The organism is Rodentibacter rarus (assembly GCF_001998965.1).
In the GTDB taxonomy this organism is placed as follows: domain Bacteria; phylum Pseudomonadota; class Gammaproteobacteria; order Enterobacterales; family Pasteurellaceae; genus Rodentibacter; species Rodentibacter rarus.
This window is the reverse complement of sequence record NZ_MLHJ01000127.1, coordinates 13,133-35,438: the sequence shown is the minus strand read 5'-3', so window position 1 is coordinate 35,438 and position 22,306 is coordinate 13,133. Positions and strand designations below refer to the sequence as shown.

The following is a 22,306-nucleotide window of genomic DNA, read 5'->3' as shown; positions in this document are numbered from 1 at the left end:
TTTTATAACGGACACACGCAGTGTGTCCCTACGTTCTGTTAAAATTTCTATTTTTGTGCATTTGCTACATAATACCGAAAAAATGGAAAATTTTTAATCGCACTTTTGTGATGAATTCCTCCTATTGATTAGATTATTCCGCCTACTTCCCCTTTCCTCACGAATCGGTATAATGTGCCGTTTTTATCAGCAAACGGAGGATAATTTGAAATCAATCATGGTTAAACCTGAAACATTACCGCAGTTTATTCGTCAAAAAGTGGCTGAAAATGATGCTTTTGGCTTGGTGGAAGGGTGGTGTCAGCTTTTTCGGGAAAGTCGTGTTTATCAAATTGTGCCTCATATTCGTTTAATCCGGCGTATTTTGAAACAAGATAAAGAATTGGCTCGTTCGGTTGCTGAGCTATTGTGTGACTGGGTGTGTAGTTTACGCCTTTATCCCCTATTGATTAGCAGTGGTATTTTGGCTCGTGAGGGATTTGGGCGTGAAATGAAAAGTCGCCTTTATGAGCGTTTTAATCCTGCTTTTAAAGATATCAACGATCTGCGTGATATTTTTTATCTGTTATTTAATGATAAAAATGATGTGCGTTGGATTGATGCTATTCCGTTAAAAGAATGGCGGGGGCTTTTAGGCGTTTTAGCCCGTCAAACTGAGGAAAAAGATCGAGAGCGTTTGCATACTCACTTTCAACATGAAGGGTTATTTGCCATAGAGATGCTGTCGATTTGGATTGCGGCAGAAGAAATGGAACCGGAACTGATGCGTATGGAACCTTCATTATTGAATGCCGATTCGCCTTTTGTTGCATTACACCGTGAAGTGATTGATTGGTTAGAGGCTCGTCGTCAAGGGAATATGTTTGATGATAGCCACTTTCAAGTGATGTTTGAACAATGTAATCGGCTTATTGAACGCTTACAAAAAAGAGGGGCACAGGTCGGTTCATCCCTTAATGTGGCTTATCTTCTAGAACGACTTTCACAAACCTTAGAACGATTGGAAAAACTGATGGCGATTTTTGTATCAAATCGTTACTTACCTCGTCGTATTTTATTATTAACCGGCTGTTTTGCCCGCGCTGCAGCGGAACAACACAGTATTTCCCGTTTATGGAAACAGAGTTCAAAGCTCATTGCACGGAGTATCACGCAAAATTCAGGCGATCATGGTGAACATTACATTACAAGGGATAAAAAAGAGTACTTCTCGATGTTTTATTCAGCAGCCGGAGGTGGGGTATTAATTGCGCTGATGGCACTGTTTAAAATGTATTTGGGAAGTGTCATTGATGATAAAGTTTGGAAAGGGATTGCTGAAGGGCTTAACTATGGCTTAGGGTTCACCCTCATTTTTATGTTGCATTTCACGGTGGCAACGAAGCAACCGGCCATGACGGCAGCCCGTTTTGCTGAGGCAGTGGAGCGTCATCCTAACGGAAAAGCCTTGAATATGAAACTCGCTCAATTGCTCGTGGATGTATTTCGTTCACAAAGTATTGCGGTGGTGGGTAATGTGCTTGTGGCGATGAGTTTAGCGGCGTTGATTGCGTTTATCTATCAGCAACAAAGTGGTGAGGCTTTGCTCAATCAAGGGCAGATTGATTATCAGCTACACAGTATTGATCCTTTCGCCGGCACATTATGGTTTGCCGCAATTGCCGGGGTATGGTTGTTTTTTTCAGGGATCATTTCAGGCTATTTCGATAACCGAAGTCACTATTTGAATTTGAGAATGCGTTTGCGTCAGCACCCTTGTTTGAAAAAAGTGCTGCCTTCCCAATACCGAGCAAAATTAGCCGATTATTTGCACGACAACTATGGTTCCATTATGGGAAATCTTTGCTTTGGATTATTGTTGGGATTAACCGGCGTGGTGGGCTATTTAACCGGTTTACCGCTTGATATTCGCCATGTTGCCTTTTCTTCGGCCAATGTAGGCTATATTGCAGTGAGTGGGCATTTTACGGTTGCCTTGGTGTTACAATGCCTCAGTTTCGTTTTATTGATTGGCTTGGTGAATTTGATCGTCAGCTTTTCCTTAACCCTTTGGGTTGCATTACGCTCATTAAATACAGAAATTGATAGCTGGTGGGCCATTTGGCGTGAAGTAGGATATATTATTAAACAGCGCCCATTGAGTCTATTTTTGCCAGTTCAATTAGAAAAATAAAGAAAGTGCGGTTGAAAATTTACGAGTATATACATTATGGCAATAATGCGTATTTTCAATGAAAACTAAAAGGATTATCCCCCAAGCCATAGGGAACTCAGCTCTTGAATTAAATGAGTCTCACTTTTTTTGGGCTAATCACTTCATTGCACTTTTTGTTTTTATAATCCTAAGGTTGCTTTCACAAAAGGAATCGTGAGATTGCGTTGTGCTTGTAATGAGGCTTTATCGAGCTTTTCTAAGGTTTGTAATAGCGTGTGGGTGTCACGGTTTAAGCGTTTTAGGAGAAATTGTGCGGTTTCTGACGGTAGTTCAATGCCTCGCTGATGAGCATTTTTTTGTAATACTTCTAACTTTTGCTCGTCTGTTAGGGGGGAAAGTTGATAAATTTCCCCCCACTTTAAACGTGAGGCTAAGTCGGGTAATTGGACATTTAATGCGGTGGGAGAGTGGAAGGCACTCACGAGTAAGAGTGTTTGGCTGCTTGTTTTGATTCGATTAAATAAGTCAAAAATGGCGATTTCCCACTCAGGCTCTCCCATAACGGCATCTAGATCATCTAAACAGACAAGCGCTTGTTGTTCTAAATTGTCCAATACAGCAGGAGAAAAATAGCGGGATTTGTTCAATGGCACATAAATTGCTGGACGCTGTTCATTGAGGTATTGATTGCTGAGAGCACGAAGTAAATGGCTTTTGCCAGATCCTGTAGCTCCCCAAACATAGAAAAACTGTTGTTGAATCTGTTGTGAATTTTTGCGCAACGAATCAAGCAACAACAAATTGTTGTCACCATAAAAATTCTCAAGTGTATCATCATCAATTTGATGAATAGGCAAAGGAAGTTGCTGATTCAAAATGATATAAACCTGATTGGTTAAGAAAGAAAAGGGCTATTCCAGCCCTTAATTTTTTTGGTTATTCTACTTCATTTTTTGCTTTTGGCAAAACGAAGTTCAGGACGATTGCCACGATGGCACATAGGCTTATTCCTTTCAATGAAACGGCATCAGCGACATTCACAAACATATTGCCGATCCCAAAAGTCATCACCACGGAAATAATACAGAGGTTGCGGGGTTCGGTTACATCGACTTTCCCTTTGATTAAGGTGCTCATGCCGACGACGGCGATAGAGCCGAAAACCAACATCATAATCCCACCCATCACAATGGTTGGAATGGTGGAAAGGAAAGCACCGACTTTTCCGCAGAAAGAAATGGCAATCGCCCATACCGCTGCCCAGGTCATAATATTCGGATTAAAGTTACGGGTGAGCATCACCGCACCGGTGACTTCCGCATAGGTGGTGTTAGGCGGTCCCCCGACTAATGAGGCGGCAGCGGTAGCAACGCCATCCCCTAATAAAGTGCGGTGTAATCCCGGTTTTTTTAGAAAATCTTTTCCGGTTACCGAGCTAATTGCCATAATGCCACCAACGTGTTCGACCGCCGGTGCAATGGCAATAGGGAGCATATAGAGAATGGCTTCAAGGTTAAATTCCGGTTTGGTGAGTTTGGGTAATTCAAACCAAGGCGCATCAATCACGGGTTGAAAATTGATTAAACCAAGGAAAAGGCAAAGAACATAGCCTGCGGTGATACCAAACATAATCGGGATTAATTTCATCAACCCTTTTGCGAATACGGCTACGGAAAGGGTGACGATTAAGGTGATCATCGAAACCAGTACGGCATCGTTGTAAGCATAGGCACTGTCTTTTCCTAATGCCATATTGACCGCAACGGGGGCAAGCCCCATACCGATAATGATGATAACCGGCCCGACCACAACAGGGGGGAAAATCCGCTCTAAGGCTTGGCTACCACGAATTTTCACTAGTGCAGAAAGGGCAAAATAGACCAAGCCTGCACAAGCTAACCCGCCCATTGTGGTTGGAATGCCCCAAGTTTGAACGCCATATTGAATGGGTGCAATAAAAGCAAATGAGGAGGCAAGGAAAATGGGCACTTGTTTACCGGTGCAAAACTGAAATAATAACGTGCCTATGCCGGCGGTAAGTAATGCGGTGTTAGAATCTAAACCGGTGATAAGCGGCACAAGTACAAGGGCGCCAAAGGCAACGAAGAGCATTTGTAAGCCAACAAAGGATTGTTTTGCAATGCTCTGCCCTACTTTCGGTTGAATCGTGGTGGTTTGATTTTGATGAGTCATTTTAGTTTTAACGCTCTGTTTGGATTAACTGGAAAGTGCGGTCACAAAAAAGAGGATTTTTAAACTGTTTTCCGCCCGAAAAAAGACGGCTTGAAAGCCGTCTTAAGGTTTTAGAACCAGGGTTTATTTTGTTCCAAAAATTTTATCACCCGCATCACCCAAGCCCGGAATGATATAACCCTGTTCATTTAAGTGATCATCCACAGAAGCGCAATAAAGTTCAATATCAGGGTGTGCTGCTTCTAAGGCTTTAATACCTTCAGGCGCTGCCACAAGCACTAATACTTTTATGTGTTTACAGCCTTTTGCTTTTAATAAATCAAGAGTCGCAATCATTGAGCCCCCGGTGGCTAACATCGGATCTACCACAATGGCAAGACGCTCTTCCAAATCGCTCGCTAATTTTTGGAAATAAGGTACGGGCTCAAGGGTTTCTTCGTTACGGTAGATCCCGACCACGCTAATACGTGCGCTTGGAATATGTTCCAATACGCCATCCATCATCCCAAGACCGGCACGCAAAATGGGGACAACGGTCACTTTTTTTCCTTTGATACGATCAATTTCAACGGAACCATTCCAACCGTCAATAATCACTTTTTCTGTTTCTAAATCCGATGTGGCTTCATAAGTTAATAAACTGCCGATTTCGGTTGCCAGTTCACGGAATTTTTTGGTATCGATTTCTGCTTCACGCATCACACCCAATTTGTGTTTGACTAATGGATGTTTAACTTCAACAAGTTTCATGATTTGCCCCTTAACTGCGAGTGAATGGATTAATGTGAATATGTGAGTGATTGAAAATCAAATCGGTGAATTCTAAATCAGAAAATAAGAAAACTCTAGTGATTTGTATATGAAAAAATAATATATCACACCGTAAGAACTGATGAAAAAGGCAAGGTTCATTAGGGAATGGCGGAAGGATAACCGAATAGCACCTTAAAGTTTGACAGAGATCACTAATTTGAATAAAAGCCGTTGTATTTATTCAGAACAAAGCTAGAATGAAATCAAGTTGTAATTTGCTGTTTTTAGTGATATGGAAGTGTTAGAACGACCTCAACAAACAGTCCGAAACCAAGGGGCAGTCTATTTATATGAGGATACTGGCGGTGGTGTTTGGGCGGCTTTTGAAAATAAGCCTATCTTTTATGGTGTCGCCCGGCTTGTTTTAACGGAGCCAATATGTGCGTTTTGTTTACAAGGAAAAAATAGCGTTTCCGAAACGCAAAAAATAATACAAAAATCGACCGCACTTTCTTTGCCTTTCCTCTCTTCCGGCTATTATCAATTACGTTTTTCAATAAATCCTCAACATTATTTAATCCAATCATTGGTTTTACCAAGGATAGTTTTTCAATTACAGACATGGCAACACCACAATAAAAATATGTGGGCTAATGCTCAATGCCTGAATACCCTCTACAAATTTATCCAAGTTTTCTTTGCGATGATGAATGACGTACGCAAAAGTATAAGGAGTAAGCGATGACAACTTTAATCACTCAATCAATTATTGATTCTTTTTTTGACGCTTCAAATGGCGATCCCTTTGCCACTTTGGGTATGCACGAAACCGAGCGTGGTATTGAAATCCGTGTTTTATTACCCGATGCGGATCGGGTTATAGTGATCGAGCGGGAATCAGGAGAACCTGTTGCCGAATTAGATTGTTTGGATGAACGTGGTTTTTTTGCTGGTGTGATGCCAAATTGCCATCAATTTTTTGCTTACCAATTACAAGTTTTTTGGGGCAATGAAGCGCAGATTATTGAAGATCCTTACCGTTTTCACCTAATGATTGATAATTTGGAACATTGGTTACTTTCTGAAGGCTCAATGTTACGCCCTTATGAAGTTTTAGGGGCGCATTTTATGGAATGTGACGGGGTGAGTGGGGTAAATTTCCGCTTGTGGGCACCGAATGCAAAACGAGTTTCCATTGTGGGCGATTTCAATTATTGGGACGGTCGCCGCCACCCGATGCGATTCCATTCAAAAAGTGGTGTATGGGAATTATTTCTTCCGAAAGTCAGTCTTGGACAACTCTATAAATTTGAGCTTATCGACTGCTACGGCAATTTCCGTTTGAAAGCGGATCCTTATGCCTTTAGTTCGCAACTTCGTCCGGACACCGCCTCTCAAGTGAGTGCGTTACCGAATGTAGTGGAAATGACCGAAGCCCGCCGCAAAGCAAACCAGGCTAACCAACCTATTTCAATTTATGAAGTGCACTTAGGATCATGGCGGCGTAATCTTGAAAATAACTTTTGGCTTGATTATGACCAAATTGCCGATGAACTCATTCCTTATGTGAAAGATATGGGTTTTACCCACATCGAATTTATGCCCCTTTCCGAATTTCCTTACGATGGTTCTTGGGGCTATCAGCCATTGGGGCTTTATTCCCCAACCAGTCGTTTTGGCACAGCGGAAGGTTTCCGCCGTTTGGTAAAACGTGCCCATGAGGCGGGAATCAATGTGATTTTAGACTGGGTACCGGGACATTTCCCAAGCGACACCCACGGTTTAGTGGCATTTGATGGCACAGCATTGTATGAACACGCTGATCCACGGGAAGGGTATCATCAAGATTGGAACACGTTGATCTATAACTATGGTCGTAATGAAGTCCGCAATTTTCTTTCCAGCAATGCGTTGTACTGGCTGGAACGTTTCGGTTTGGACGGTATTCGGGTCGATGCGGTAGCCTCCATGATTTACCGTGATTATAGCCGTGCCGAGGGCGAATGGATCCCAAACCAATATGGCGGACGTGAAAACCTTGAAGCCATTGAGTTTTTAAAACATACCAACTGGAAAATCCACCATGAAATGGCGGGAGCGATTTCCATTGCGGAAGAATCCACGTCATTTGCCGGTGTGACCCATCCAAGTGAAAACGGGGGGTTAGGCTTTAATTTCAAATGGAATATGGGCTGGATGAACGACACGCTTTCCTATATGCAACTCGATCCGATTTACCGTCAATATCATCACAATAAAATGACCTTCGGTATGGTGTATCAATACAGTGAAAACTTTGTGTTACCTCTCTCCCATGATGAAGTGGTACACGGCAAATCTTCTCTTCTCGGTAAAATGCCGGGCGATGCGTGGCAGCAATTTGCCAACTTGCGTGCTTATTACGGTTATATGTGGGGCTACCCGGGTAAAAAATTGCTTTTTATGGGGAATGAATTTGCGCAAGGAAGAGAATGGAATTACGAAGAAAGTTTAGATTGGTTCTTGCTTGATGAAAACATCGGTGGCAGTTGGCATAAAGGGGTGCTGAAATTGGTGAAAGATTTAAACCATATTTATCGCCAAAATCGACCGCTCTTTGAACTGGATAATTCACCGGAAGGGTTTGATTGGTTAGTGGTGGATGATGCGGCAAATTCCGTCTTTGCCTTTGAACGCCGTAGCGAACCGGATGAAAAAGGGAAATGCGAGCGCATTATTGTGATGAGCAACTTTACACCAGTGCCTCGTTATGATTACCGCATTGGCGTGAACGTGGCGGGGCAATACGAAGAAATTTTGAATACGGATTCGATGTATTACCAAGGTTCTAACCTCGGTAACTTTGGGTGTGTGCAAAGCGAATCGGTTGAAAGCCATGGACGGGAAAATTCCATTTCCGTTTCCATTCCGCCATTGGCAACGGTTTATTTGAAGCTAAAAGCATAACGTACCTATCCCCTCACCTGTTTGTCGGAGAGGGGGAAGAAATCCGCAAGATTTCGTAAGATGGGAGAATGGAAAAATCTCTGCAAAAAATGACCGCACTCCCCTCTCTAACGAAAATTGCCTGATGTCATTTCCGTCTGCCTCTCCCTCGTAAGCGGGCGAGAGGATTGCAACAACGATGAGATAAAATATGTTCACAATCCATAACAACAGCACACCAAGTCCATTCGGTTACTCGCAGCGAATTGAAAACGGTGAAACAATTACCAATTTTGCCCTCTTTTCTGCGGCAGCAAATGCGGTGGAACTTTGTTTATTTGACGAGGAAAACGAAAGCCGTTTCCCTATGGTTCGTACCGAAAATGTTTGGCATTTGGCGGTAACAGGCGTGCAAATCGGTACGCAATACGGTTTTCGCATCCACGGTGAACACGCCAATCCGCAGAAATTAATGCTCGATCCTTATGCGAAAGCCGTGAGCAATAAGCCCAATTTAAGTAACGAAGAAAGCCGTGAATGGTTTTTATTAAGCGATCCTCGTGATAATGCCCACCTTGCACCAAGAGCGGTCGTTATTGAAGAAGATTTTGATTGGGATAATGATAAAAAACCTATGACTCCTTGGGGGGAAACCATTGTCTATGAATTGCACGTAAAAGGGTTCAGTCAGCTCAATGAGCAGATTCCCGAGGCTTTGCGAGGCACTTATAGTGGGTTAGTTCATCCTGTAAATCTCGCTTATTTACAAGAATTAGGTGTGACCGCAGTGGAATTGCTCCCGGTCAATTTCCATGTTAATGAACCCCACTTGCAGGAACGTGGCTTACAAAATTATTGGGGGTATAACCCTCTTGCGATGTTCGCCGTAGAGCCTAAATATGCGGCGACAAATAATCCGCTGGCGGAATTTAAAGCCATGGTCAAGGCTTTTCATCAAGCGGGTATTGAAGTGATTTTAGATGTTGTATTCAATCATTCAGCCGAATCGGAACAGTATTTCCCGACGTTCAGTCAACGAGGCATTGACGATCAAACCTACTATTGGCGTAATGATCACGGGCATTACATCAATTGGACGGGATGCGGCAATATGCTTAATTTATCCTCTGATGTGGGGCGAAAATGGGTGATCGATTGCTTGCGTTATTGGGTGGAACAGTGTCATGTGGATGGTTTCCGCTTTGATTTAGCCAGTGTTCTCGGGCGGGATAAACCTGATTTTAATGCCTCTGCTCAACTTTTTTCAGATATCGCCAATGAACCGGGTTTACAAAATATTAAACTGATTGCTGAGCCTTGGGATATTGGCGATTATGGCTATCAAGTGGGGAATTTTCCACATTATTTTGCAGAATGGAATGATCGGTTTCGAGATGATCTCTGCCGTTTTTGGCTATGGAAAAGTGGCGAACTCGGTGCATTTGCAGAACGCTTTGCGGGGTCGGGTGATTTATTTAAGAAAAATGATCGCCAGCCTCATTGTTCACTCAATTTTATCACTGCCCACGATGGTTTCACCCTACGGGATTTAGTGAGCTATAACGAAAAACATAATGAAGCAAACGGTGAACAAAATCGAGACGGACGCAACGAAAATTATAGCTATAACCACGGTATAGAAGGGGAAACCACCTCCCTTGCCGAACCGCAAAAAAGTGCGGTGGAAAATGACCGCACTTTTGCGCAAAGTGGTTTGTTACTAAGCCTACTGTTGGCAAATGGTACGCCTATGTTGTTGGCAGGCGATGAGTTTGGTAACACACAATACGGTAATAACAACGCCTATTGCCAAGATAATGAGATCACTTGGTTGAAATGGGCGAACTTTGATAAAGATTTATTTGAACTCACCAAACAAATCATTGCACTGCGTAAGCAAATGGTGAGTTTAAAGCAAGATCAATGGTGGTCGGTTGATAACGTGCAATGGTTAAATAGCCACGGTCAGCCGATGCGCCTTGAAGACTGGCAAAATCGAGAAACCAAAGCATTACAGGTCGTTTTAGATAATCATTGGCTTTTATTGATTAATGCCAAAGCGGAAGGGCAGCATTTCAGTTTGCCGCAAGGGAAATGGAAGGCGCAAGTCGGTACGCACAATTGGGTGCTCACAACACAACAGGCAGCACTTTCTGCTATGGGATGTTGTGTGTTGAGTAATGAATAACGAACAACAATAATTGGAGCTATTTATGAAAGCTGGCGACTTAAACAAATATGACTTGGTGAAAAATACCTTAGTGTTAATTTTAGCGGGAGGACGTGGTTCACGTTTGCACGAACTTACCGATAAACGGGCTAAACCTGCGCTTTATTTTGGTGGAAATCGCCGAATTATTGATTTTGCGCTTTCTAACTGTATTAATTCCGGTTTAAACCGCATTGGTGTCGTCACGCAGTATGCCGCTCACTCTTTACTTCGTCATTTACAAACCGGTTGGTCATTCTTGCCGCAAGAACGTGGGGAATTTGTCGATATGCTTCCTGCCCGCCAACAAATTGATGATTCCACTTGGTATCGTGGTACAGCCGATGCCGTATATCAAAATATGGCGATTATTCGTGATCACTATCGTCCGAAATATGTGCTTATTTTGGCCGGCGACCATATTTATAAACAAGATTATAGTGTGATGTTAATGGATCACGTCAATAGTGGTGCGAAATGCACGGTCGGTTGTATTGAAGTGCCTCGTTCAGAAGCCCATGAATTTGGCGTAATGGCAGTCAATGAAAACTTAAAAGTGAAAGCTTTTATCGAAAAACCAAAAGATCCACCGGCTATGGTAGGTAAACCTGATGTATCTTTGGCATCAATGGGGATCTATGTTTTTGATGCGGATTATCTCTACGAGATGCTTGAACGTGAAGTGAATACACCGGAAACTAGCCACGATTTTGGTAAAAATGTCTTACCAAAATGTTTGGAAGACGAAACGCTTTATGCTCACCCATTCAGCCGTTCTTGTATGGGACGCAATACGGAGGGGGAAATTTACTGGCGTGATGTGGGAACACTCGATAGTTTCTGGCAATCGAATATTGACTTAGTCTCTGAAAATCCACAACTTGATATTTATGATCAAAGCTGGCCGATTCGTGGTAATCCGGTTCAAGCGTATCCGTCCAAATTCTTCTATAAACAAACCAATGTTCATCCTGTCGATAACTCGCTGATTGGTGGCGGTTGCGTGATTACCGATGCATTGATTAGTAATTCCGTGCTCTTTGATCGTGTTAAAGTTGATGCGTTCTCAAAAGTGGAACATTGTGTCGTCTTGCCTGAAGTCACCATTGGTAAAAATTGTGTATTGAAAAACTGCATTATTGATCGAACTTGCCATATTCCGGATGGTATGCAAATTGGTGTCAATTTAGAAGAAGATCGTAAGCGTTTTCGTATCAGCTCAACAGGTAAGGTAATTTTAGTTACCCCGAAAATGCTCAAGAAACTTGAGGGGGAAGAAATTGCTTCTGAGGCGCATTTAGATTAATCCTGAAAAGTGCGGTTGATTTTGACCGCACTTTATTGATTTTTAGTATGATGTTGCTGCTCTCAAACTGAATTTGATTTATTCGTAGGGGCACACTGCGTATATCCGCCATAAAATCAAATTATTTCAATATATTAAAAACAGATACGCAGATTTCGTTGAAATTTCTGCTTTTGTGCGTTTGCGACATAATACAGTGGTTTTATTTTCTCCATAAATGGATAGAGGAAATTAGCATAAAGGAAAATAGGAAATGAAAATATTACATGTTTGCTCGGAATTTTATCCGCTGTTAAAAACTGGTGGCTTAGCGGATGTGCTGGGTGCATTGCCACAAGCCCAAAACCAAATCGGATTGGATGCCCGCATATTATTACCGGCTTACCCTGCGATGATGGCAGGTATTCCCAATACACAAATTGTGGCGGAATTTGACAATTTTGCCGGGCATATTATTTTGCGTTATGGTCAATACAATGGGGTGGGGGTTTATTTAATTGACGCTCCTCATTTGTATCATCGTGAAGGTAATCCTTACCACGATATTTATTACAACGATTATGGTGATAACTATAAGCGTTTTGCACTACTCGGTTGGGTAGGGGCAGAACTGGCGACAGGCTTAGACAGTTGGTGGCGGGCTGAGGTTGTCCACGCTCACGATTGGCATGCAGGGTTATGCGCCGCCTATTTATTTAACAAAGGTCGCCCTGCGAAATCCATCTTTACCATTCATAACTTAGCCTATCAAGGGCAATTTTCTTATCATCATTTGTATGAAATCGGTTTGCCTTCAGGTATGTTCCATGTGGATGGTTTAGAGCTTTATGGACAAATTTCCTACCTCAAAGCAGGGTTGTTCTATTCTGATGCGGTTACCGCTGTGAGTCCGACCTATGCAGAAGAAATTACTACACCGGAATTTGCTTACGGATTACAAGGTCTGCTTGGAGGGTTAAAAGCGGAGAATCGTCTGGTAGGGATTCTCAATGGGGTAGATGAAACCATTTGGCATCCAAGTTGCGACAGTTATATTGCCCACCGTTATAAATTGAAATCCCTGACCGGTAAAAAGAAAAATAAGGCGGCTTTACAAGCCTATTTCAATTTACCACAAGAAGAACGAGCATTAACCTTTGTGATGATAACCCGTTTAACAGAACAAAAAGGTGTGGATTTATTGATTGAAAGTGCCGATGAAATTGTAAAACAAGGCGGTCAACTGATGATTTTGGGATCAGGTGCACCACATTTAGAAGACGGTATTCGCCATCTCGCCGAAACCTATCCGCAAAATATTGCAGTGAAAATTGGTTATGATGAGGCGCTTTCCCATTTAATGGTGGCTGGGGGGGATGTGATTCTTGTGCCGAGCCGTTTTGAACCTTGTGGCTTAACCCAACTTTACGGCTTGCAATATGGCACGTTACCGTTGGTACGTAAAACGGGGGGATTGGCAGATACGGTGGTGAACAGTACATCCGAAACCATCAAAAATCGCTCCGCAACAGGTTTTGTATTTGATCAGGCTACACCGGAAGCGCTTCGCCAAAGTTTGCAGCAAGCCTTTTTACTTTGGCAAAAACCACGATCTTGGTCGATGGTTCGTAGCGATGCGATGAAACAAGATTTCAGCTGGCGTAAAGCAGCGGCTGAGTATTTTGCATTGTATCAACGGCTATAATTTGCAATGCCAGTTTTCTGGAAAATTGTTTACGCTAGACCTGGTTTGAGAAATTTTTCCTCAAACCAGGTAATTCTGGTTGTTTTTTGCTTAATAATGGCTAGAATCTATGCGCTTTTTATGGAGCTAATACTTTATAGTCAATCAGGGATGGTCAAAAATGGGGTAATATTCGCTGAATATTACTCACTTGATGAGATGGAGCTTTTTTAATTGTTTAGCTATTCCGCCTAACGTTTATATTTTTACTTTTTAGTTGAGGTTTACCATTATGATAATGGATAATTTTGATTCTCCATTTCTTTATAATCGTCCTGAATTGGATGTTCAAGCACTAAAAAAATCCATCGTTTATAAATTAATTTTCTCTATCGGGCGTTCGCCACGTGAAGCAAGCCAACGAGATTGGCTGAATGCAACATTGTATGCCGTGCGGGATCTTGTTACAGAAGGATGGATTAGCACGGCTCGTCAAGCTCGTGCAGATGATGCCCGCCGGGTTTATTATCTTTCTATGGAGTTTTTAATCGGTCGCACGCTTTCCAATGCGCTGATTGCAGAAGATGTTTACAGTTTAACGAAAGAAGCGTTAAGCGAGTTAAATGTTGATTTAGAAGAAATTATTGAAAAGGAAGTTGACCCGGGTTTAGGAAATGGCGGTTTAGGTCGCTTGGCAGCTTGCTTTATGGATTCTATCGCAACACTTGGTTTACCGGGTATGGGCTATGGGATTCGCTATGAATACGGTATGTTCCGCCAAAAAATTGAAAACGGTCAACAAGTAGAACGCCCGGATGCGTGGTTAGAAAAAGGGGCTCCTTGGGAGTTCTTGCGTCCATCAAAACGTTTCTATGTGGCATTTGGTGGAAATATTCACTTTGAAGGCAAAAAATGTATATGGAATCCACAAGAAGAAGTGACCGCACTTGCCTATGATCAGATGATTCCGGGTTATAAAAATGATTCTGCGGCAACCTTAAGATTGTGGTCAGCCCACGGCGGGGAGAGTTTTAATCTTGCGGAATTTAACCGTGGCGAGCATTTAGCCGCCGTGGAAGCCCGTGCTTCCAGTAAAAATTTATCACGAGTTCTGTATCCTGATGATTCCACTTGGAATGGACGTGAATTGCGTTTACGCCAAGAGTATTTCCTTGTATCCGCTTCATTACAAGATATTATTCGTCGTCATAAGCGCACGCACAACAGTCTTGAAAATCTTGCCGATAAAGTGGCTATTCACCTAAATGATACCCACCCGGCATTAGCTATTCCTGAATTAATGCGTGTATTGATTGATGAGGAAGGATTTAGCTGGCAAAAAGCTTGGGATATGACTCGTCGCATTTTCTCTTACACGTGTCACACCTTAATGTCGGAAGCACTCGAAACTTGGCCGGTCGAAATGATGGCGAAAATTTTACCACGCCACTTACAAATGATCTTTGATATTAACGATCATTTCCTAGAATATGTGCGTACTTATATTACAACGGATAACGATTTTATTCGCCGTGTATCGCTTATTGAAGAAGGTTATCAACGCAAAGTACGTATGGGCTGGTTATCTGTCGTAGGGTCTCATAAAATTAACGGCGTTGCAGCCATTCATTCTGATTTGATGGTAACCTCTACTTTTGCAGACTTTGCCCGCATTTATCCGGAGCGTTTTACTAATGTAACGAACGGTATTACACCACGTCGCTGGTTAGCGGTAGCCAACCCACAACTCGCCACATTGTTTGATAAATATATCGGTACAGAATGGCGTTATGATTTAGGTCAAATTAAGAAATTAGAAACGTTTGTCCACGAAAAAGACTTCAAGAAAGCGGTGGCAGACATTAAATACACTAACAAAGTAAAATTGGCGGATTACGTGAAACGCACCTTGGGCATTGAATTGAACCCAAATGCACTCTTTGATGTACAGGTAAAACGTATTCACGAATATAAACGTCAAATGTTAAATGTGCTCCACATCATTGCACGCTACAATGCGATGCTGGCTAACCCGGAGAAAGATTGGCAACCTCGAGTGTTTATCTTGGCAGGCAAAGCCGCTTCCGCCTACTATGCAGCGAAACAGACCATTCGTCTGATTAATGATGTCGCAAGCGTGATCAATAATGATGAACGTTTACAAGGTCGCTTAAAGGTTGTGTTTATCCCAAATTATAGTGTAAGCCTTGCTCAACTTATCATTCCGGCTGCAGATATTTCCGAGCAAATTTCACTTGCGGGTACGGAGGCTTCCGGTACGAGTAATATGAAATTTGCCCTTAACGGCGCATTAACACTCGGCACCTTAGATGGGGCAAATGTGGAAATTTTGGAGAATGTGGGAGAAGATCATATTTTCATTTTTGGTAATACGGTGGAACAAGTAGAACAGCTCCGTCGTGATGGCTATCGTCCATTTGACTATTATCAAAATGATGTCGAATTACGCACCGTGGTGGATCAAATTATCTCAGGTCAGTTTTCTCCAGAAGAGCCTCAGCGCTATTTACCTTTGTTACAAGGCTTACAATATCACGATTATTATCAAGCCTTTGCGGATTTCCGTAGCTATGTAGAAGCCCAAAATGTGGTGGATGAAAAATATAAACAGCCTGATCAATGGATTGAAAGTGCTATCCAAAATATGATCAATATGGGCTTTTTCTCATCAGACAGAACAATTCTCGATTATGCGAAAAATATTTGGAAAGTCGAACCGATTAAACTCAAATAACAATCCGCACGTAAAACGTGCGGTTTTTAGGCTACCCTATAAAGATCTAGTACTTCACATGCTCCCTCAAGGGACATGTGAAAAACTGGCAACCGTACAATAACCCTATGGCTTCCCCCTTAAAGGGGGTCACATATTCTTTCTTCGATAAATTATCCGATAATCATATCTTCATTTTCCTGATTCCTGATATATTATTCCTCTACAACTTTCGTATTTGACCCCACTGTACCTACATAATCCCTCTTTGCCCAGAAGGTATTATCGTATTTATATTTTAAATTCGCATGCCTTTCAAATATCATTAATAAGGATTGAACCCAACCACCAAGAATGAGAAATTAGGACGAACGTTGAATTAAACGGGATTAAATTGTCCAAAACCTTATAGAATGAGGCTTTACGGCAATGTAAGCCCTTTCTTATAGCAGGAAAAAAGAGAAAGCAAAATGAGCAAAATTTGGCAGGCACTCCAGTTTTCAGTTTTACACACATAAACTGAGAAATTTAAAAAGCCGTTAAAATATGTTCAGACGGCATTTAAAAACATGATCCCGTGCAAAAAATTAAAAGTTTATTCTTGTTATGGTCGGTATCATTTACTGTTCTTTTCACATTAGGGCATTTTTTTAAGAGGTAATACCCTCGGTACAGTTTTGTCCGAAAAACATTAGGTTATTTTACGATTCGTAGATAGCTCTGAGTTCTCTTTTTTATCTTGCAGTTCCGCCATAGCTTCAGCCATATTCATGATGACTAATTTCCCTTCATCCGAGCTCTTACGATAATTATTCAGTAATATTCTTTCGATATTATTAATTACTTCACTCTCCTTGGCTCTTTCTTGAGCTTGAAAAGCTTGTGTAATTAGCTCAAGAGCGTGTCTCAGGGTTCCTTCTGGAGATAAATGAACATTTGGTTGTTCGTTATTGTTTTCTTTACCTGTTGCTAGCCATTCAAGGCTGCCCCTGCTGTTTCTGCAATCTTCACTAAGTTATTTCTCGAAGGATCCGCTTCACCAATGAACCATCTATTTAATGATGACACAGCAACATCCACGGCTCTAGCAAATTTACTACTATTGTTTTTAAATCGAGTTTCTAGAATAAATTTCATACGTTCTGCAAAGTCAGGATCGTAAATCTTAGCCTTACTCATCTTTTACCTTTTCTTTTACACTAAAATCCTCCGTAAAACTAAGAGATAAGCTATTTATTTAACTAATTCATCATCTTAAACGGGAAATTATTTGTCAAACCTTAAGTTTTACAATTGATTGATTTTGAGTTTTACGCTTTAATACACGCAAGAGATAAATAGAGGTGTAATAAATGGGTGTATTAGCCACAGTAAGCAATTGGCACCATGCGGACATTATTGCAGCCTTAAAAACAGGGCTGGTCTTTACGTTCGTTGGCTGAAGAAGAAAACGTCAGTTATAACACATCGAAATCTGCATTGGATAAACCCTATCCCAAGATGGAAAGATTAATTGCCAATTCAATTGGGGTTCCTCCTGAAATTATTTGGGCAGAGAGATTTACACAACGTAATAGCACAAGAAAGACGGGTGTATCACCGATTTAATGCCGTGTTGCAACTGGCTCTTTTGATTGAAAACGGTGAAAAGCTGATGACAGTCCTTGACAAAGTGGTCGCCTTTTATGCTGGTCTCGAAGAGCAAATGGAAAAACACATCAGCAAAGGTAGCCTCAAACACTGGCGGTACAAAGTGAAAAATTTCCCTCAACGGGATTGGATTCCGATGTTGTTGGATCGCATTGACGAGTAAACTGAAAACCGCTTTACAGACATATCAAAGCTGGTGTGGCAGTTCTTTTTAAAAGATTACCTGCGTAAAAGTAAGCCAAAATTTGCGGAAAATCCAAAAGCGTTGTTTGTGTTAGATCCGCCTTATCTATGCACACATCAGGAAAGCTACAAATAGACTACTTATTTTGACTTGGATTAATTTTCTTCGATTGATACATTTAACAAGACCATCGTATTGCTTCTTCAGTAGTACAAAGTCTGAATTTATTCAGTTTATTGACGCAATGATTGACAATAAATGGGATAATTGATAGGTATTTGAAGTCTATCAGCGCATTACATTACAAACAAGTGCAAGCTACAGCGGTAGATACGAAGACAATTTAGTATATAAGTTTTAACCTTTAAACGCCCTTTAATGATGAGTTAAAGGTTTTTTTGTTTCTCATATTTAGTGAGTTTTAACCACTAAATATGGGAAATTCACAAATTTTAAATTTCTCATTTTTGGTGGTTGTGTTTCTCAAATTTCGTGATCGGCAACAACAAACTCTTTCTCCTTCACCTTTTTATTCAACACCACCTCTTTTATTGTGCTCAAAAGTTCTTTTTGAATATGGGAGAGTTTTGGTTTTTCATTTGACTGAAAAGCAAGAGGGCGACAAAATTCCATGGCTTTTACCCCTAAACGGGCGGTGAGCAAGCCTACGCCAATGCCTTGCGCTACACGGGCGGAAAGTTTTGCAGTGATATCTTGCGAAAGCCAATCCATACCAATATCTTGTACCACTTCGGTCACACCGGCAAAGGCGATATTCACCAATACCATACGCAATAAGCGAAGACGGGCAAAATAGCCTAACTCAATGCCATAAATGTCAGCAATATTATTGATTAAGCGAATATTCCGCCAAGCCACAAAAAACATATCCACCAAGGAAAGCGGGCTAATTGCCACCACCACAGCGGATTCTGCTGCCATTTTGCTAATCAACTTTTTCGCTTTTAAATCAAAAGGTTTCAGCACATTTTGGCTGAATAATTGAGCTACTTCTGTGGCAGAATAGGCTTCATTGAGCTGATTTTGCCATTGAACAATTAAGGGGGATTGCTCATCTAACTGCAAACTGTTTGCTATCGCCAAACAAAGTGTTTTCCCCTCTTCGCCTGCCGGTTCAAAAAGACCGTCATTTTTGACCGCACTTTTTTGCCAGAGCAATCGGCTTTGTTGTTGTAATTTTTCCCGTTTTTTCAAGCGTACTAAACGCCGCCATTCGCCCACAATCTCTTTTATGCCAAATAATACCACCACCAGACTCACCAGAGAAAAGGCAAAATAGATCCATTGCTGATGTTGAAAACTATCCCAAATCCACTGCACGGATTGGGCAATGATTGCCACACCGAATAAAAGTGCGGTCAATTTCAACAGAGTTTTCCAACCTTTTGGCTTTGGTTTTATCACCTGTTCAAATGGCTCATCAAGCCATTCCCCCTCTAGGGGGTCATCTTCAATAGTTTCTACATCAGTAAATTCTTGTTTTGGCTGGAAACTTTCTGTCGAAGGTTCATCATATTGGTTGAAAATTTGCTTTTCCATTATAAAATACACCCTGTTTCTTATTTTCTTTCATCCCATTGAGACAGTGCGATGATATTTTCACTTATTATTAATACAAACATGACAACACAAACTCAAATTTCGTTCCCCACTTATGTTCAAATGTATCCCTATTCTAAGGATCGTCCGTTAGCCAAACAATTGCGTGAGAAAGTTCGCTATTATACCTATACTTTCCTTTACCAAAAGCAATGCCGACAACTCATTGAATTTCTAAATAAAAATCCCTTATGGCAATCTCTTTTCACACAGGATTATTATCGTTTTAATCCGCTGCTGACAACCTATTGCGATAAACGCTTTTCTGCACCGCAACGCTTGAGCGCTATTACACAACATTTACAACTTGCCGAAGAAAAATGGGGGGCGTCATTCTGTTCAACATTGCTTAAAGAGCAAGTTATCCCGCTCAGCCAATTAACCGAGGATCTTTCCCTGAATTTAAGCCTCAATTTTATTGATCCTTTTGAGGGCTATTTTGCTATCAATATTCGCAATCAAAATAATGAGCGAATTTATGATGCCTCTTTTACCTTTTTATCGCCTAATAAATTGTTGATTGCCTCGATGCAAGGGCCTTATTATGAAAACGCCCAAGACCTCATCAAAACAGCAACAAAAGATTTACAGGGTATGCGTCCAATGTTTATGCTAATGCAGGTATTTCGTGAATTAGCAAAACATTGGCAATGTGATTTAATCGGGATACCCCATAAATCTCAAGGCAAATACCGCCTTTCAGCCCGCAGCAAAATACTGTTCAATTACGATGAATTTTGGCAAGAAAACCAAGGGGTTTATCAATCCCCTTATTGGCAACTTCCCCTTGATATTGAACGTAAACCTTTAGAAGACATCGCCAGTAAAAAGCGTTCAATGTATCGTAAACGTTATGAAATGCTCGATCGCCTAAGCGATGAAATTGCAAGCCGTTTTCGCTAGCCTAATCAAACCGATCCCCTAACAAAAATTGCAACACTGCATCCATACGCAAATGGGGAATTGTTCCCCCTTGTTCAAGAGGTTGCGGATCAAAGCTGTCAAAGTCAAAGGATGAAGTTTTTCCCTCATTTTCCGTCAGGTGTGGGGGTTGTTGCCAAAATGTCTGGCTGGGTAATTTGCTCGGTACTGTACCCGGATAAAGGGTAATCAATCGTTTATCTTTGCTGCGTACCCCTTGAATGGCTTTAATTGGTTTGCCGTTTTGATTGACGATCACTTGCTTTGTTGCACGAATCGCCGCAATTGCCGTGTATTCCGTTTCAATGCCTTCAAATTCCACATAACGCCCTCCTTCTTGGACGAGCTGTCGCATTAGGCTCACTAAATTCGGCATTTGGTCACTGGTGATATGATCCGCTTTTGTCGCAATAAACATCAATTTATCAATGCGTGGGGAAAACAAACGGTTTAGGAAATGGCGTTTGCCATAATGAAAATTTTTGAATAATTGATTTAACCCCGTTTGCATCTCTAAGAATGCTTGTCGACTATGATTCAGCGGGGTTAAACAATCTGCCAAAATCACTTGACGATCAAAGGTTGAAAAATAATTTTCGTAAAACCCTTTCACCATTTTATTGCGATAGTAATCATAACGGTTATTCAATACCGCAAAATAACTGTTTGGTTTTGCCTCTTTTTTCAGGCTTTTCCATTGTGTCGGTGTGAGGTGAATTAACGGGAAAAACTGTAATGCCGGCGCGCCCTCTAATTCCCCGGGTAACACAAAGCGTCCCGGCTGAATAAATTGCATGCCCTGTGCCTTACATTGGTGAAGATACGCCGTATAAAGGTTGGCAAGCTTTGCTAAAACATCTTCATTCACCACCGCACTTAAGTCTAATTTTTTCACTTCATCTAACCAAGGCTGAGCAAGTTCTGCCCGTATGCCTTGATGAATTTGGCTTTGTTCAAGAGACCATTGTTCAAAATCCAAATGCAACAAAGGGAGATCCAGTAACCATTCGCCGGGGTAATCCACAATATCTAAATACAATGTCCCCCGCTCTTTCACATGGCGAAGCAAACCACTTTGACGTTGAAAACGAATGGCTAAACGTGTTTCACTCACACCTCGTGTTGATTGACACCATTGTGGTGGTTGTTGGGAAAGCGCATTAAGATTGGCTTCGTAATCAAAACGAGGCACACTCAAATCCTGCTGCGGCACACGTTTAACTGAAATGATTGTGCCGTTTCTCACCGCTTCGAATAGGGGTAAATGATGGCGTGAGCTTTGATTAATGGATAGCAATTGATTAATAAGACTGGTAATAAAAGCAGTTTTACCACTACGACTTAATCCGGTTACCGCAAGACGCAAAGTGCGGTCAAATCCTCGGTTAATCAGTTGGTTGAGTTCTTTTTGAATGGAATTAAACATTAGGGTCTTGGATAAATACGGCGGCAGTGGATGACAAAATGAATATAAACATAATTATTAATGATTTCATAAACAATACGATAGCCTCGACAAAATGCCTCTCGACTTCCGTCTTCTCGTAACCGACCTATCGATTCCGGCATAAAGCCAATAAGGGAAATTTTATCATTTAAGTCATTAAATAATTTTATTCCACTTTCAATAGAATGAGTATATTCGACAACATTCTCAACAATTTTATCAATGTGTTTCTGTGCTTTTTGCGTGATAATAACGTTAGGCATAAATCTTATTTTCCATTGCTGAAAACTCTCGAGCCTTACGTTCTAATAGCTTGAGCGTTTGTGCCTTAGAAGCCTCATGACTTAACACTTTCCCTAATTCAACTTCTTCACGCGCTTCTTTTAGTTGTTGAGCCAAAAACTCATCATAACCTTTTTCTTTTAACATATTTTTCTCCCAATCTCAGACTGAAACGACTATACGCCTCAGGGGCGACAAAAGCAATATCTAGCCATTTTTGGCAATATATCTTACAATTTGCGCCATTCATTTACCCTAACCGCT

The 22,306-nt window shown here is 41.4% G+C and carries 16 protein-coding genes and 4 pseudogenes; 11 read left to right on the top strand and 9 right to left on the bottom strand.

Annotated features, from left to right (window positions below):
• Positions 1-217 precede the first annotated feature (217 nt).
• Positions 218-2,173 (top strand): site-specific recombinase, encoded by a 1,956-nt coding sequence (locus BKK50_RS11085; protein WP_077418047.1) that lies wholly within the window; start codon positions 218-220, stop codon positions 2,171-2,173.
• Between the two features lie 161 nt (positions 2,174-2,334).
• On the opposite strand, the gene hda is transcribed toward BKK50_RS11085, so the two are convergent.
• The 3 genes from hda to upp form a co-directional block, all read right to left on the bottom strand.
• Complete coding sequence (hda, locus tag BKK50_RS11080; protein WP_077418035.1) at positions 2,335-3,030, bottom strand: DnaA regulatory inactivator Hda; 696 nt, start codon at positions 3,028-3,030, stop codon at positions 2,335-2,337.
• Positions 3,031-3,091: 61 nt separating this feature from the next.
• A complete protein-coding gene (locus BKK50_RS11075) occupies positions 3,092-4,348 on the bottom strand; it encodes a nucleobase:cation symporter-2 family protein (protein ID WP_077418032.1) in 1,257 nt (418 codons plus the stop codon).
• Between the two features lie 123 nt (positions 4,349-4,471).
• Positions 4,472-5,098 (bottom strand): uracil phosphoribosyltransferase, encoded by a 627-nt coding sequence (gene upp / locus BKK50_RS11070; protein WP_077418030.1) that lies wholly within the window; start codon positions 5,096-5,098, stop codon positions 4,472-4,474.
• Between the two features lie 301 nt (positions 5,099-5,399).
• Here upp and BKK50_RS11065 point away from each other — a divergent pair, with 301 nt between their 5' ends.
• From BKK50_RS11065 to BKK50_RS11040, 6 genes are all read left to right on the top strand, one after another.
• The gene (locus BKK50_RS11065) at positions 5,400-5,846 is read left to right on the top strand and encodes a hypothetical protein (RefSeq protein ID WP_143529818.1); all 447 of its coding nucleotides are present in this window, start codon (positions 5,400-5,402) and stop codon (positions 5,844-5,846) included.
• On the top strand, positions 5,843-8,047 hold the full coding sequence (glgB, locus tag BKK50_RS11060; protein ID WP_077418024.1) for a 1,4-alpha-glucan branching protein GlgB: 2,205 nt from the start codon (positions 5,843-5,845) through the stop codon (positions 8,045-8,047). The genes BKK50_RS11065 and glgB overlap by 4 nt, the downstream gene beginning before the upstream one ends.
• 190 nt (positions 8,048-8,237) lie before the next feature.
• Positions 8,238-10,214, top strand: a complete 1,977-nt coding sequence (gene glgX, locus BKK50_RS11055; RefSeq protein WP_077418022.1) for a glycogen debranching protein GlgX — start codon at positions 8,238-8,240, stop codon at positions 10,212-10,214.
• 25 nt (positions 10,215-10,239) lie between these two features.
• Positions 10,240-11,541, top strand: coding sequence for a glucose-1-phosphate adenylyltransferase (gene glgC, locus BKK50_RS11050; RefSeq protein ID WP_077418019.1), 1,302 nt, complete (start codon positions 10,240-10,242; stop codon positions 11,539-11,541).
• A 253-nt stretch (positions 11,542-11,794) separates the two neighbouring features.
• Complete coding sequence (gene glgA, locus BKK50_RS11045) at positions 11,795-13,225, top strand: glycogen synthase GlgA (RefSeq protein WP_077418016.1); 1,431 nt, start codon at positions 11,795-11,797, stop codon at positions 13,223-13,225.
• Positions 13,226-13,496: 271 nt separating this feature from the next.
• Positions 13,497-15,959, top strand: coding sequence for a glycogen/starch/alpha-glucan phosphorylase (locus BKK50_RS11040; protein WP_077418013.1), 2,463 nt, complete (start codon positions 13,497-13,499; stop codon positions 15,957-15,959).
• A gap of 46 nt (positions 15,960-16,005) precedes the next feature.
• Here BKK50_RS11040 and BKK50_RS11035 read toward each other — a convergent pair.
• Both BKK50_RS11035 and BKK50_RS12960 read right to left on the bottom strand, forming a co-directional pair.
• Positions 16,006-16,276: pseudogene (locus tag BKK50_RS11035) on the bottom strand (hypothetical protein); the annotation flags it as partial.
• A gap of 607 nt (positions 16,277-16,883) precedes the next feature.
• A pseudogene (locus BKK50_RS12960) lies at positions 16,884-17,117 on the bottom strand (helix-turn-helix domain-containing protein); the annotation flags it as partial.
• Between the two features lie 173 nt (positions 17,118-17,290).
• On the opposite strand from BKK50_RS12960, the pseudogene BKK50_RS11025 reads away from it, so the two are divergent.
• The 3 genes and pseudogenes from BKK50_RS11025 to BKK50_RS12955 form a co-directional block, all read left to right on the top strand.
• Positions 17,291-17,546 (top strand): annotated as a pseudogene (locus BKK50_RS11025) (helix-turn-helix domain-containing protein).
• Positions 17,452-17,751: a hypothetical protein gene (locus BKK50_RS12375; RefSeq protein WP_167366646.1), complete on the top strand. Its 300-nt coding sequence runs from the start codon at positions 17,452-17,454 to the stop codon at positions 17,749-17,751. Before BKK50_RS11025 ends, BKK50_RS12375 begins: the two are co-directional and overlap by 95 nt.
• A gap of 75 nt (positions 17,752-17,826) precedes the next feature.
• Positions 17,827-18,133, top strand: a pseudogene (locus tag BKK50_RS12955) (hypothetical protein); the annotation flags it as partial.
• 122 nt (positions 18,134-18,255) lie between these two features.
• Here BKK50_RS12955 and BKK50_RS11015 read toward each other — a convergent pair.
• Positions 18,256-19,332, bottom strand: coding sequence for a TIGR01620 family protein (locus tag BKK50_RS11015; RefSeq protein WP_077418011.1), 1,077 nt, complete (start codon positions 19,330-19,332; stop codon positions 18,256-18,258).
• Between the two features lie 81 nt (positions 19,333-19,413).
• On the opposite strand from BKK50_RS11015, the gene BKK50_RS11010 reads away from it, so the two are divergent.
• Entirely contained in the window at positions 19,414-20,295 is an 882-nt protein-coding gene (locus BKK50_RS11010) for a VirK/YbjX family protein (protein WP_077418044.1), read from the top strand.
• A 1-nt stretch (position 20,296) separates the two neighbouring features.
• Here the strand turns inward: BKK50_RS11010 and BKK50_RS11005 are convergent, their stop codons facing one another.
• The 3 genes from BKK50_RS11005 to BKK50_RS12630 are packed head-to-tail and all read right to left on the bottom strand — an operon-like array spanning position 20,297 to position 22,189.
• Positions 20,297-21,739, bottom strand: a complete 1,443-nt coding sequence (locus BKK50_RS11005) for a YcjX family GTP-binding protein (protein WP_077418009.1) — start codon at positions 21,737-21,739, stop codon at positions 20,297-20,299.
• Complete coding sequence (locus BKK50_RS11000; protein WP_077418006.1) at positions 21,739-22,023, bottom strand: type II toxin-antitoxin system RelE/ParE family toxin; 285 nt, start codon at positions 22,021-22,023, stop codon at positions 21,739-21,741. Before BKK50_RS11000 ends, BKK50_RS11005 begins: the two co-directional genes overlap by 1 nt.
• A complete protein-coding gene (locus BKK50_RS12630) occupies positions 22,016-22,189 on the bottom strand; it encodes a hypothetical protein (protein ID WP_167366162.1) in 174 nt (57 codons plus the stop codon). Before BKK50_RS12630 ends, BKK50_RS11000 begins: the two co-directional genes overlap by 8 nt.
• Between the last annotated feature and the right edge of the window lie 117 nt (positions 22,190-22,306).